13 protein-coding genes are annotated in these 13,763 nt (G+C 35.6%); 8 read left to right on the top strand and 5 right to left on the bottom strand.

The window, feature by feature from the left end:
• Window positions 1–133: 133 nt before the first annotated feature.
• The gene (locus G551_RS0107785; RefSeq protein WP_027885039.1) at window positions 134–424 is read right to left on the bottom strand and encodes an HU family DNA-binding protein; all 291 of its coding nucleotides are present in this window, start codon (window positions 422–424) and stop codon (window positions 134–136) included.
• Between the two features lie 139 nt (window positions 425–563).
• Here G551_RS0107785 and mutY point away from each other — a divergent pair, with 139 nt between their 5' ends.
• From mutY to G551_RS0107760, 5 genes are read left to right on the top strand one after another with little or no spacing between them, the layout of a single operon-like run.
• Window positions 564–1,628 (top strand): A/G-specific adenine glycosylase, encoded by a 1,065-nt coding sequence (gene mutY / locus G551_RS0107780; RefSeq protein WP_027885038.1) that lies wholly within the window; start codon window positions 564–566, stop codon window positions 1,626–1,628.
• A gap of 34 nt (window positions 1,629–1,662) precedes the next feature.
• Window positions 1,663–2,142: a single-stranded DNA-binding protein gene (locus tag G551_RS0107775; protein ID WP_027885037.1), complete on the top strand. Its 480-nt coding sequence runs from the start codon at window positions 1,663–1,665 to the stop codon at window positions 2,140–2,142.
• Between the two features lie 20 nt (window positions 2,143–2,162).
• Window positions 2,163–3,497, top strand: a complete 1,335-nt coding sequence (locus tag G551_RS0107770) for a gliding motility-associated protein GldE (protein WP_027885036.1) — start codon at window positions 2,163–2,165, stop codon at window positions 3,495–3,497.
• A complete protein-coding gene (gene gldD / locus G551_RS0107765) occupies window positions 3,478–4,050 on the top strand; it encodes a gliding motility lipoprotein GldD (protein WP_027885035.1) in 573 nt (190 codons plus the stop codon). The genes G551_RS0107770 and gldD overlap by 20 nt, the downstream gene beginning before the upstream one ends.
• Window positions 4,051–4,084: 34 nt before the next feature.
• The gene (locus tag G551_RS0107760) at window positions 4,085–5,017 is read left to right on the top strand and encodes a DMT family transporter (RefSeq protein WP_316928431.1); all 933 of its coding nucleotides are present in this window, start codon (window positions 4,085–4,087) and stop codon (window positions 5,015–5,017) included.
• A 15-nt stretch (window positions 5,018–5,032) separates the two neighbouring features.
• Here G551_RS0107760 and G551_RS0107755 read toward each other — a convergent pair whose 3' ends face one another.
• Both G551_RS0107755 and G551_RS0107750 read right to left on the bottom strand, forming a co-directional pair.
• On the bottom strand, window positions 5,033–7,099 hold the full coding sequence (locus G551_RS0107755; RefSeq protein ID WP_027885033.1) for a M16 family metallopeptidase: 2,067 nt from the start codon (window positions 7,097–7,099) through the stop codon (window positions 5,033–5,035).
• 23 nt (window positions 7,100–7,122) lie between these two features.
• Window positions 7,123–8,448 carry a M16 family metallopeptidase gene (locus G551_RS0107750; protein ID WP_027885032.1) on the bottom strand — a complete coding sequence of 442 codons (1,326 nt, stop codon included), beginning with the start codon at window positions 8,446–8,448 and terminating at the stop codon, window positions 7,123–7,125.
• A gap of 163 nt (window positions 8,449–8,611) precedes the next feature.
• Between G551_RS0107750 and G551_RS0107745 the strand changes: the two genes are divergently transcribed.
• From G551_RS0107745 to rpmA, 3 genes are all read left to right on the top strand, one after another.
• Window positions 8,612–9,118, top strand: a complete 507-nt coding sequence (locus G551_RS0107745) for a DUF4199 domain-containing protein (RefSeq protein WP_027885031.1) — start codon at window positions 8,612–8,614, stop codon at window positions 9,116–9,118.
• 90 nt (window positions 9,119–9,208) lie between these two features.
• Window positions 9,209–9,700, top strand: a complete 492-nt coding sequence (gene rplU, locus G551_RS0107740) for a 50S ribosomal protein L21 (RefSeq protein ID WP_027885030.1) — start codon at window positions 9,209–9,211, stop codon at window positions 9,698–9,700.
• Between the two features lie 29 nt (window positions 9,701–9,729).
• Window positions 9,730–9,990, top strand: a complete 261-nt coding sequence (gene rpmA, locus G551_RS0107735) for a 50S ribosomal protein L27 (protein WP_027885029.1) — start codon at window positions 9,730–9,732, stop codon at window positions 9,988–9,990.
• Window positions 9,991–10,070: 80 nt separating this feature from the next.
• Here rpmA and G551_RS0107730 read toward each other — a convergent pair whose 3' ends face one another.
• A complete protein-coding gene (locus tag G551_RS0107730) occupies window positions 10,071–11,912 on the bottom strand; it encodes a cytochrome c peroxidase (protein WP_036243511.1) in 1,842 nt (613 codons plus the stop codon).
• A 73-nt stretch (window positions 11,913–11,985) separates the two neighbouring features.
• Complete coding sequence (locus tag G551_RS0107725; protein WP_027885027.1) at window positions 11,986–13,545, bottom strand: PhoX family protein; 1,560 nt, start codon at window positions 13,543–13,545, stop codon at window positions 11,986–11,988.
• Window positions 13,546–13,763 lie beyond the last annotated feature (218 nt).

The following is a 13,763-nucleotide window of genomic DNA, read 5'->3' as shown; positions in this document are numbered from 1 at the left end:
AGTAGTTAGAAACTACTTTTTCTTGTGACGGTTAGCTCTTCTTCTTTTCTTACGCTTGTGCGTTGCTACCTTATGTCTTTTTCTTTTTTTACCACTTGGCATAAATAAAGATTTTAAAAATTAATAATTCGTTTTATTTTACTTCTACATTTGTTTTTACACCTTCAACAAAAACTTTTGCAGGCTTAAATGCAGGAATATTATGTGCTGGTATTTTAATTGTAGTGTTTTTAGAGATGTTTCTTCCGGTCTTCTCTGCACGAGTTTTAATAATAAAACTTCCAAAACCTCTTAAATATACGTTATCTCCGCTTTCTAAAGAAGTTTTCACCTCTTCCATAAAAGTCTCAATTGTAGCTTGAACATCACCTTTTTCCATTCCTAATTTCTCTGAAATATTCGCTACGATATCTGCTTTCGTCATTTTACAATTATTTTTGTTATAAATAGGGTTACATTTTTCAAGGGCGCAAATATACTAATTTAATATTCAATTAATCAAGCCTAAACCTTTAAATAGTAACGAAATAAACTTTTATTATTGTATTTTAACAAATCGCAGCATGAATTTTTCTAAATTATTGATTGATTGGTATTTATCGAACCAGCGAGAATTGCCGTGGCGTAAAACTAAGAATCCTTATTACATTTGGTTAAGTGAAATTATGCTGCAACAAACTCGAGTGGCGCAAGGTTTACCTTATTATTTACGTTTTACAGAAGAATTTCCGACGGTTTTTGATCTTGCTGAAGCTTCTGAAGAAAAAGTGCTCAAACTCTGGCAAGGTTTGGGGTATTATTCGAGAGCGCGCAACCTTCATTTTACGGCAAAATACGTTGCAGAAGAATTGAAAGGCGAGTTTCCGAATACCTATAAAGAGTTGAAGAAACTAAAAGGAGTGGGCGATTATACTGCAAGTGCGATAGCTTCGATTTGTTTTAATGAACCTGTTGCCGTGGTCGATGGTAACGTTTATCGAGTGCTTTCCCGTGTTTTTGGTATCGATACGCCTATTCATTCTACAGAAGGTATTAAAGAATTTAAAGCGCTTGCAGAAAAACTGATCGATAAAGAACAGCCCAGTGCTTACAACCAGGCAATTATGGAGTTTGGTGCTTTGCATTGCAAACCAAAAAATCCGTATTGCATTTCTTGCCCTTTTCAGCAGAATTGTGAAGCATTTCAGCAAGGAAAAATTAATGAGCTTCCCATTAAACTGAAAAAAACGAAAGTACTTACCAAGTATTTTAATTACTTGGTGTTATTAAAAGGAGATCAAACCATCATTCAGCAACGTAAAGGAAACGGGATTTGGAGAAACTTATATCAATTTCCTTTAGTTGAAAGCGATAAAAATTTAGCTGAGGCAGACTTTCTTACGCATCCGGAAGTGAAGAAGTTGCTGCAGGAAGATTTCAAAAAAGTAAATTTATTCAACAAAAAATCTATAAAACACGTACTTTCGCACCGTAAATTAATGGTGAAGTTTTGGTTGGTTCAGGTTGAAGAATTTCCGGAAGCCTTTTCTCATAACGATTTTGAAACGATCTCGACGGCAGATATTCACTCATATCCCGTCCCGGTGTTGATCGAAAAATTTATAGAGAATTTCAATTTTACAAAATAAGACTTTTTCCTTACATTTACTTAAAAGCAAAAAAATGGCATCAGGAACGTTAAATAAAGTTATGCTTATCGGGCATACGGGAGATGAAGTAAAAATGCACTATTTTGAAGGTGGCGGCAGTATTGGTCGTTTTCCTCTGGCTACTAATGAAGATTATGTGAATAGAACTACCGGTGAACGCGTGAGCAATACCGAATGGCATAATATTGTAGTGCGCAATAAAGCTGCTGAAGTTTGCGAAAAATACCTGAACAAAGGCGATAAAGTTTATATAGAAGGTAGAATAAAAACCAGAAAATGGACCGACGATAAAGGGATGGATCGTTATTCTACAGAAATACAATGTACCGAGTTTACTTTTTTAACTCCTAAAGAACAAAGCCAGGGTGGTGGAGCGCAACCTCAAGGTCAAATGAGTGGTTCGCGACCTCAACAATCTCAACAACAACCATCGCCGGCAGCCATAAATCCGCCGCAAATGGATGAGGAAGAAGAAGATGATCTTCCATTTTAAGTTAAACTAAATCGAAAAATTTGGACCCTGACCCTTCCAGTTTATTTAATACATTTTTAGTGATCGATTTTTCTCAAGTATTTGGGATAGTCGTTCTTTTGTTGCTCTTGATTTGTTCTGCCTTAATCTCTGGTTCAGAAGTAGCATTGTTTTCTTTGACGCCTTCAGATTTTGATGTAAAAGATGGTAATGTATCTGCTAAGCAACAAATTTTAATACGTTTATTAGACCGACCTAAAAAGTTATTGGCCACCATTTTAGTAGCTAATAATTTTGTGAATATTGCTGTAGTACTTTTATTTGAGTCGCTAGGCGATATGTTTTTTGGTGATATTGAAGCGATTTATTTCGGTATAAATCTTCGGTTTGTGATCGAAGTCGTATTGGTTACCTTTCTTATTTTACTATTTGGGGAGATCTTACCTAAAATTTATGCGAGTCGTAACAAAGTTGTATTCTCGAACTTTATGGCTTATCCGCTTTCAGTATTAGATAAATTGCTGAGTGTTTTTAGTATCCCGATGCGTCAAGTTACTGTGTTAATTCATAATAGGTTAGGGAAGCAGCGATCAGCGTTAAGCGTGGATCAACTCTCACAAGCCTTAGAGCTTACTTCTGAAGAAGATACGACCAAAGAAGAGCAGAAAATTCTGCAAGGAATCGTTTCTTTTGGGAATACAGAAACCAAACAAGTAATGAAACCTCGTATCGATATGTTCGCTTTAAATATTGAACAAGATTTTAAAGAGGTAATTGCTGAAGTAACTGAGAACGGTTATTCTCGAATTCCGGTTTATGAAGATAATATCGATAACGTAAAAGGTATTCTTTATATAAAAGATCTATTGCCATATCTCGATCAGAAAAAATTTAATTGGCAATCCTTATTGCGCGAGCCTTATTTTGTACCGGAAAATAAAAAATTAGACGATTTGCTGAACGATTTTAAAGACAAGAAAAATCACTTAGCGATCGTAGTCGATGAGTATGGTGGTACTAGCGGACTCATTTCTTTGGAAGATATCATCGAAGAAATTGTTGGTGATATTAGCGATGAGTTTGATGATGAAGATTTAATTTTCTCTAAACTCGACGATCATAATTATGTTTTTGAAGGAAAAACGCCGCTGAAGAATTTCTACAAGGTGATCAAGTTAGAAGATCCTGTTTACTTTGAAGAGAAAAAAGGAGAGGCCGAAACCTTAGCAGGGTTCTTGTTGGAGATCTCGGGAGAATTTCCGCAGAAAAATCAGAAAATAATTTTTGAAAATTATACGTTTACCATAGAAGCCATTGAAGGTAAACGTATCAAACAAGTAAAAGTTAATATTGGGTATGAGGTTAGCGATAGTTAGTGTAATTTTTCTTCTAGTTTTAGTGGGTTGCGAAAAAAGCTACCAACCTAAGCCTAAAGGTTTTTTGGCACTCGATTATCCTGAAGCTGAATATAAAAAAATACAATTGCCTTGCCCGTATACTTTTGAAATTAATAAACAGGTTGAAGTAAAAGCTTCGGTAACCAATAATCCTTGTTGGGTAGATTTGGAGTATCCCGCTTTAAAAGGAACCATTTTTATTACTTACCGTCCGGTTCGAGATAATTTAGAAGCACTTTTAATCGATGGGCAAAAATTACCTTTGCAACATACCATCAAAGCCGATGAGATCGAAGGAGATACTTACATTAATAAAAAGAATAACACGTACGGAACTTTTTATGAAGTAAAAGGAGATGCGGCTTCGCAAGCACAATTCTACATTACCGATAGCGTAAATCACTTTCTAACCGGTTCTATTTATTTTAAAACTCAGCCTAATTACGATAGTATCGTCCCGGCGGCAAACTATTTGGCGAATGATATTCGTCGAATTATGGAATCGACCAAGTGGGCAGAAATTCAAGAATAGAAATCTTAGTGCATCTCAATAAATAGTTAGACTTTTGCAAAAAATTCTAGCGATGGATCACAAGCAGCTTAAATGGATTTACTTAGTCGCTCTTTCTCTAGTTTGGGGGAGTTCTTTTATCTTAATTAAAAAAGGATTGTTAGGCCTAACACCTTTACAGTTGGGGGCGTTGCGAACTTTTTTAGCCGGCATTTTTCTATTATTAATTGGGGCTAGAAGTCTATCAAAGATTAAAAAGCAGCAATGGAAATGGATTGCTGTTTCGGCCTTTTTAGGCACATTTTTTCCTGCTTTTCTTTTCGCTTTTGCTGAATTAAAAATTAACAGCGCCATTGTTTCCATATTAAATTCTACTGTGCCAATTCTTTCGATCGTATTTGGGTTTTTGATCTTCAAAATAAGATCGACTAAAAAGCAAGTTACCGGAGTAGCTATTGGTTTGGTTGGCTCAATTTTGTTGGTGAGTAGCGGAGCGAAAATGAATGATAGTCAAAACCTTATTTATGCTTTCCTTCCGCTTGTTGCGACGAGTATGTACGCGATAAATGTTCACATAATCAAACGCTATTTGCAAGATATTCCTGCGTTAAGTATTACTGTTGGTTGTTTCACGGTGTTGATGATCCCGGCGACTTTAGTGTTACTTTTTGCCGATTTTTTTACTGCTGAAAATCTAAACGATACGGCAACACAAACGGCGATCGGTTATATCGCTATTCTTTCGGTGGTTGGTACCGGCATTGCAAAGATTTTGTTTAATCGCTTGGTGCAAATTTCGAATCCGGTTTTTTCAACCTCTGTTACGTATTTGATTCCGGTGGTGGCTTTTGGTTGGGGAATTTTAGATGGAGAGCAATTTGGCTTTTTACAAATTGTTTCCGGCGGAATTATTTTACTGGGTGTCTATATGGCGAACCGAAAAAAGAAAATAAAAAAGCCGACTCTAAAAGAATCGGCTTTAAAATAATTTGGTGAAAATAAATTACTGGAAGTCTGCGTCGCTTACTCCTTCATTCACTTTAATTTCTGTCATTTTTATTTCAACTTCTTGTGGACCAAACTTTTTAGTGATTGTGTGAGGGAGTTTAACTCCGTTCACTTCTTTATAATTACTAAGTCCAGAGAAATCTTCTCCTGTTTGACCTCCTTGACTAATCGTTGTAACTGACTGAACTTTTAATCCGGTTTCAGTGTCGTAATAATCTTTTGTGTCTTCAGAAGATTGAACTACATAAGCATCTTTACCATCTACTTTTTCAATAGCAATTAACTTAGCTTCTTCAGAAACTTCTAACTCTGGGAATAAGCCTGCGTTTGCTTTTGCGTCTGCGATTTGCTCTTCGGTATAATCCATTTTTTGTCCTTGACCTTCCTGATAACCATTTTCGCCATCAAATACTTCTTTTCCTAAGGTCATACCGTTCATTGAAGAAACTTGTAAGCTCTTTCCGTCTTTAGTTTCTTTTCTGCTAAAACTAATAGTCATTCCTTGTACTGTAGCACTTCCTGTCATTGCAACGGTGTTTACTTTTTCAGCAGCATCTTTACCGCCAATTGCTTTTAAGTAAGCGTCGTAAACATCGTTTACAGTCATCCCTTCCGGTACTTCTTTGTTGTATTCCGGCTTTTCTACTTTTTCACCATCTTTATTAAAGTAAAATACAGGAATGGTTTTTCCTTTGTAAGTGATGTTTTCTAAGTTTTCTGCAATTTCACTTCCTTTACCGGCAACAACAATTTGCATCGCATCGGTTTTGAAGTATTTGTTAGCTACACGTAAAATATCGTCTTGAGTAACTGCGTTGATCTTCTTTAAGAAAGTCTCGTAGAAATCTTTAGGAAGATCGTTGGTTTCAATATTTAATGCATAGTTCGCAATTGTTGAAGGACTTTCTAGTTTTAATACAAAGTCTCCGGCAAATTTATTTTTTGCATTGTTTAAATCTTCAAAATCAACTTTTTCAGTTTTAATACGGTTAATTTCTTTTAAAGTTTCAACAATAGCGCTATCGGTAACAGCGTTTCTTACGCTTGCACTAGCAGAAAATCTACTTACATATTTGTCTGTTCCTGTATACGAACGAGCTCCGTAAGTATAACCGTGCTCTTCACGTAAGTTCATGTTTAAATAACTTCCGAAGCTACCACCTAAAATTTGGTTAGCAACTAAAACAGGGAAGTAATCTTCATCTGCCATTTTTAACTCAACTGTGTTCTGCACACGTAATTCACTCTGTACTGCATTTGGTACATCGATAAAGTTCACTTGCGTGTACTGTACTTTTGGTACAGCCGGTAAAGCTGCCGATGGAGGAGTGCTTTCTGCCCAATCTCCTAAATACTTTTTCGCTAATTTTTTTACATCAGAATCGTCTACGTCTCCAACAACTACTAAATAAGCGTTCTTAGGAGAGATAAAATTGTTGTAGTACGTTTTAACGTCTTTTAAAGTTACGTTGTTTACGCTTTCTTCAGTCTCGAACTCACCATAAGGGTGATTGCCGCCAAAAGCAAGTTTTCTACTTACGTTACTTGCAATATTGCTAACACTTTTTTTTCCAGCTTTAAGGCCTTCTAAAACTCTATCTTTTTGATCTTGAAACTCTTCTTCGGTAAATAATGGGTTTAAAAGACCATCTGCCATTAACTCCATTACCTCTGGGAAAAATTTAGAAAGTGAACTTGCATAAGCGCTTTCGCTACCATAACCAACACTTGCTCCTAAAAAGTCTACTTTTTCGTTAAACTCTTCTTTGCTCATCGATTTGGTGCCATTACCCATCATTGAGCTGTAAAGCGATTTTACACCTACTTTATTTCCTTCAGAATTTGGTTTATTGTCGATAATTAAACTTGCGCTAACTCTAGGTAATTTATGGTTTTCTACCACCATAATTTGTAATCCGTTCTTTAGTTTAAAGGTCTTTGGTTTGCCTAAATTAATTTTAGGAGCCGGTCCTGCCTCTGGTTGTTTAGAGCGGTCGATTTGTGCCTGCGCACCCATCACCATCAGACACATGATAAAAATTGATAATATCTTGATTTTCATTTTTTAAAACTTTTTTTCAGTTATTATTTAGATTCTGGAGTTGGTAAGTAATCTAAATTTAAACGTTGATTTTTCTTTAGGTACTTGTTCGCTACTTCTTTAATATCTTCTCTAGTGATACTTCTGTAGATCTTGATTTCATCGTTAATTAAGTCTACATCACCGTAAAGCATGTGGTAAGTTGCTAATGAAGCTGCAATACCTTGAACGCTACTGTTAGAGCTTACAAAACGGTTTTCGAACTTGTTTTGTAATTTTTGGTATTCTTTTTCTGAAATTAATTCAGTTTGAAGTTTTTTAATTTCTTCATCCATCGATTCTCCTAATTGCTCTAATGGAGTATCTCCCATTGCTAAAGCACCCATGACGTACATTCCGTAGTCTTCTTGAGATCTTGGGAAGGCCAATACTTGAAGCGCTTCTTTGTCTTCATCGACCATTTTCTTGTACATACGAGAACTTTTTCCGTCTGTTAATATAGATGAGATCATATCTAGCACATAAGCATCTCTTTCTTTCATTGAAGGAGTTCTGTAAACGTAAAGTTTAGCAGGAATCTGAATGTTATCGTCATATTCTGTAGCAACAATTTCCTCAGTAATTGGTTCTTCTTTAATATCTATACGTTCAACTTCAGGCCCTTTAGGAATAGAAGCAAAGTAGCTTTTGATCCATTTTTTAGTTTCTTCTTCTTCGAAATCTCCGGCAATTACTAAAGTAGCATTGTTTGGGCCGTAATATTTATCGAAAAAAGCTTTAAACTCGTCAAGTTGCGCCGCATCTAAATCTTCCATCGTTCCGATCACAGAGTTTTTGTACGGGTGCTTTTCGAACATGTAAGGGCTAATTCCTGTACTGTAAATAATTTTACCGTAAGGAGCATTGTCGATACGTGTACGTTTTTCTTCTTTTACTACTTCGTTTTGAGTGTCTACTCCAATTTGGTTAATTACCGGGTGAAGCATACGCTCAGACTCCATCCATAAACCTAACTTAAGGTTGTTAGACGGGAAAGTTTCGTAATAATAAGTACGGTCTTGTGTAGTGTTGGCGTTGTTGCTTCCGCCGTTTGCAGCTACGATGTTGAACCATTCGCCACGATCAATATTTTCGGTACCTTCAAATAAAAGGTGCTCGAAGAAGTGAGCAAAACCAGTTCTTCCTTCTTCTTCATCTTTAGCTCCTACGTGATACATTACCCCAACGGTAACAACAGGAGCCGTGTTATCCTGATGTAAAATTACATCTAAGCCATTGTCTAATTCATACTCTGTAAATTCTACTTGCTGAGCGAAACCCGCGTAAGTAGCCAAAAGAGTAAAAGCAGCTAAGCTAATTCTTTTAATCATGTTTAATTAGATTTTTTATTGTTCTTCTAAATGTTTGACTTCAAAATTAGTTATTTGTTACATTATTTAAACTACAATTGTTAGAAATTCTTTAATTAACAAGGTGTTATCATAAATAGTTGTTTGTTTTTAGGAACTTTAAGTAAATCAAAACTAAAATGTTATGAAAAAGCAAGCAGTTTCAGTTAAATATGGAGTAGGTATTGGTGTTGTTTTAATTTTAGGATTTTTACTGTTATCGTTATTCGATTTACATTTAAAACCATTTTTTAGTGCCATTAATATTGTAATCGTAGGGATTGGACTTTACGGAGCAATTAGCACCTATAAAAAAGATCATAAAAACGATACCTTAAAAAAGTTTACCTACCAAAAAGGTTTTCGAGTAGGAGTGGTAACGGGATTTATTTCAACCATAATTTTTTCGGTGTTTTTTGTGATTTATTCCAGTAATATTGAACCTAATTTCGTGAATAAAATGCTGGTCGATTTTAATTCTGGTTACGAAGTTGGCGCTGCAACCGTGAGTTTTATTGTGTTTTTAATGGGGTTAGCGACTACTGTGGTGTTGAGTTTAGCGCTAATGCAGATTATGAAAGATAGTTGGAATACCCAACAGGGTAAACGTTACACCATCTCAGATCAAGAAAGAACTAGAGTAGAGTCTTAATTTTATTTATTTGAAACATTTGTATTTTAATTATTTAGAAGTATATTTGCATCCATTTTCAAAAAATAATTAATTTATAAACGTTACGCTATGTACGCAATTGTAGAGATAGCAGGGCAGCAATTTAAAGTTGCAAAAGACCAAAAGGTTTTTGTTAACCGTTTAGCAGGAGAAGAAGGAGATAGCATCTCTTTTGATAAAGTTCTTCTTACTGGTGATGGTGACAATATTACTTTAGGCGCCCCGGCTATAGAAGGTGCTCTTGTTGGAGCAAAAATTACACGTCACCTTAAAGGAGACAAAGTTATTGTTTTCAAAAAGAAAAGACGTAAAGGTTACCGTAAGAAAAACGGTCACCGTCAATCTTTAACAGAGATTGTAATTGAAGATATCTCTTTGAAAGGAGGTAAAAAAGCTACATCGGCTAAAAAAGAAGCTCCAAAATCTGAAGCTAAATCAGAATCTTCTGATGATTTAAGCAAGCACACTGTTGCAGAACTTAAAGAAATGGCAAAAGAAAAAGGTCTTGAAGGATATTCTTCAATGAAAAAAGCTGAATTAGTTGAAGCTTTAAGTAAATAATTAGTAATCTACTAAAAACCTAAAATAAAATGGCACACAAAAAAGGAGTTGGTAGTTCGAAGAACGGTAGAGAATCAGAATCGAAACGATTAGGAGTTAAGATTTTTGGCGGTCAAGCTGCTGTTGCAGGAAATATCATCGTTAGACAAAGAGGTACTGCGCACAATCCAGGTGAAAATGTGTATGCAGGAAAAGATCATACATTACATGCCAAAATTGACGGTATCGTAAAATTTACTAAGAAAAAAGACAACAAGTCTTACGTATCTATCGAGCCTTTCGAAGCTTAAGATACCTTAGTTAATCATAAAAAAAGTCGCAACTTTTCAGTTGCGACTTTTTTTGTTTAAAATCCTAGATAACTATTCAATTAATTTTCTCTAGGAAGATCGGTGAGTGTTTTCATAAATGCCACTAAAGCTTGCTGTTCTTCTTGAGTAAGTTCTAAATTATCAAAAGGTAGGGTTTGGTGTGGTAAATCGAAACCTAAACCACCACCGCCGCCTTTGTTGTAAAAATCGACAACCTGCTCTAAATTATTGTAAACACCATTATGCATGTAAGGAGCTGTCTGGGCAACATTGCGTATTGTCGGTGTTTTAAACATTCCTTTTTGTATAGCTTCTTCATACATAAAATAAAAACCTGTATCGCTGTCTAAGGTTTTATTCTCTACCGTTTCAGGAACGCCAATAACTTCTTTTTCTGTATCGGTAAAAAACGGCGGAACTGTCCCGCTGGTAAGCGGCATGAAATGGCAAGTTGCACATAGGGCTTTTCCCATAAACAAATTCATACCCAACTTTTCTTGAGCGGTGAATGTATTTTCTTCACCTCTCATATTCTTATCAAATTTTGAACTGAAACCATTAAGCGTAGAAATATAAGCAGACAAAGCTTTAATGGTTTCTGCGTTGGTATAATTCACTTTTTTACCGAAAACTTCTTCAAAATCTTTTACATAGCTTGAGTCTTTAGCAATATCTCCTGAAAATTCGTGTACCGCACTATTAAATTCTTCTTCGTTGGTAAATACTCCGGAAATTTGTGCCAAAAGACTTTCTGCTCTTCCGTCCCAAAAGAATCCTTTTTGAAATACAGCATTAACTAAAGTAGGAGAGTTGCGTTGTAAAGGTTTTCCCTCGTTGTTCAAATTGGTAACCATTCCGTCGGCGTAAGCTTTGCTGGGAATATGGCAAGTGGCGCAAGACATTTTAGACGATTCAGATAAGTTTTCTTCAAAAAATAAACGTTTTCCTAAGGCTATTTTTGCTTCAGAAGGTTTTCTATTCGTTACCTGTCTAAAATAATCTATGTTGAACGAATTGTCTTCAAAAAAAGTAGGCGCTTCAAAATTAAAAGGCTTATTGTTTACAGGTTGCCAAATTGCTGAAGTCTTTCTTATTTCAACCCAACTACGCATCATAGGGTTAAAGCACTCTCTCAAAAATGTATAACGATCGAACGATTCGAAATCTGGATTTTTTTCTATAAAGTCGATAGCCTTCTGATTTTGTTTTAAAAATTTCTGATGAAGATTTTTGTCTTTTGAAGTAATAAGCGGCTGTAAACTCAGTTTGTAAACCGTTTTTAAATTGTTGATAGATGCTTGAGTTTCTGTTAAGCCTAAACCACTTACAGGAGTATCAAAACCTGTGATCCCGAAACTTACGATGCGCATAAGTTGTTGGTGCGTTGCGATGAAGAAACGTTGCGCATTTAATTTACGTTTTTCAATTGCGTCTTCTAAAACTTTTATAAGTCCGTTCGTTAATTCAACTTCACGTTTAAAATCATTTTCAGCCACGCCGCCTTCGTAAATCGATTCTTCAATTTTTTGAAAACCAATAGGCAATAATACTCTTTGGGTATCATCTGTTAATCTTGGTAAAGCCGGACCGTTTGCTTGGTGGCCAACTTCAGGATTTAAATAAGAAGCATACGGTTCTGCTTCTTTAAAAGCTTGATGGGCTTTAAAAAAATAGTTTTTAGCTTCTTCAGAATTAGGTGAAGTTTGATTAAGGCTATCTAAATATTGATGTGTTTTTTTTATATGCAGTAAATAGTACTCATGAGCTCGCGTCCAATCTATTTCTTGTTTTGCAGTATAGGTTTCGTTTGTTGTCGACTTAGTTTTTTCTTTACAACTGAAAAAAATTACGGTAAGAGAAATAATGAATAAAATTGCTGTTATTTTAGAAGAATTGGTCATCGGTCTTTATATTTTATTTTATAGAAAAACCTCCGCGAGTCACGGAGGTTTTTGTTGAATGCATTCAAATATATTATTTAGGTAAACCTTCTAATAAAACAATTTGCCCCCCTTGGTTATCTTCGTAAGTTCCATCTGTAAAGGTGTGACCATCTCTACCTTTAAAGCTGTCGTCTCTCCAGTAGTGTGGTTGTAAGTTTAAGATGAATGTACCCGGAACACCTACTTTATCTGAAATGTCGATCAACGCACCATATTCTCCACTGAACCCTGTGCTACCATCTTCTGCAAGATCTTGTCTTACTACAAATTCAAGTACTTGTTGAGTGTTGTTTCCATTTAAATCTGATTGGTAAATGTAAGCTGAATGTCCTCTGCTGAATGAATTTGGATCTTCTTGAAAGTATACAAAGTTCTCAGTTACACAAATGTTATCCGGGCTCTGTAATTCAGAAAGATTACCGTCGGCGTTGTTGGTATTTGTGTTACCACTTACGATTTGAGTTAACTGACCTTCAAGCGGGTTGTTAGCGTCAAGCTCTAATTTGTAAACCGTTCCCCAGTCATTATAAGTACCAGCTCCCGGACCACGACCTGTAACAGCAAAATATACATTACGGTTATTGTCTGCAGAACCTTTTTGATAATCTACATCTTCAACACGCATAAAAGCAGAAGCTTGTACAGCTACACAAGCATCTTCCATTTCGTTTTTAGTAAGGTTTTTTCCGTTAGGGATCTCAACAAATTCAACATCGTAAGTTTCTTGAAAATCAAGATTGCTTTCATTGTAGATCTGTCCTGAAGTTACTGCCATTTTTCCGCCGTTATTATCAGATACTTCTTTAAAACGAAGTGCGTAAATTTTTCCGTTTTCAAGATCGTCGTCTCCATTTTCAGATAAATAAAGAGAAACCTGACCTTCAGAACCACTAGAGTCATCGTCACCACCAATAATTACGGTTTTTCCCGGAAAAGCTACCTGAGGAAGCGGTACTGCATTTTCCCAAGAAAATTCACCTAAAGCATCTAAGCCAAAATCTGCTCCCGGTGTTGGCGTCATGTAAGGATCTATACCTTTCACATCATAATTAATACTTTCTGAAGCCGATAAGAATAAGTCTTGAGAACCACCGTGAATCGCTGCTTCCCACATTGTGCCGCTACATTGTCTTGCGTAATCGGCAACACTTGAGTTTAATAACCATTCTCCAGAAATTGGATTTAAGTTTTTGTCAAGCATAATTCTAGATACAGCATAAGTATCTTCTGCATTTACAATATAAATATAACCATCACTATCAGGATCTTTTAAAAAGCCGGCACCATCTTGAGCACCTACTAATTTAAAGTCGTTACTTAAGGTGTCTGATGAGCTTAATATAGAATATGCATTTACATAGTTAAATTGCGGCTTCATTGCCACAAGCGCTTTTAAGTTAGATTTGTCTGAAAACATTTCTGGTTCTGGAGTAAAGTCTTCTCCGTCTTCACCATCTGCTCCGTCTTGACCGTTAACACCATCTGCTCCGTCAATTCCGTCAATTCCATCTTCTACTTCACAAGAAGTATAAATGGTAGCTACTGCGGTAAGTAGCAATAAGTTTAAAAGTAATCGTTTGAAAGTAGTCATGATTAATTGGTTTTAGTTTTTGATGGAGTAAAACTATTTATAAAAACCTAACAGAATGTTAAGACTATTTCTATGTTTTGTAATGAAATTGCTAACTAAACTTTAAAAATATTAGCTAATTGTTATTGTTTATAATCGTTATGCGTGTTCTTGTTAAGAAAATGGAAGAGATTAGATTGAATGTGTATTGGTTGAATATTAGTGCTTTGCAGAAAGTA

The sequence above is a fragment of the Mesonia mobilis DSM 19841 genome, from assembly GCF_000423405.1.
In the GTDB taxonomy this organism is placed as follows: domain Bacteria; phylum Bacteroidota; class Bacteroidia; order Flavobacteriales; family Flavobacteriaceae; genus Mesonia; species Mesonia mobilis.
This window is presented reverse-complemented; position numbering and strand designations above follow the sequence as displayed.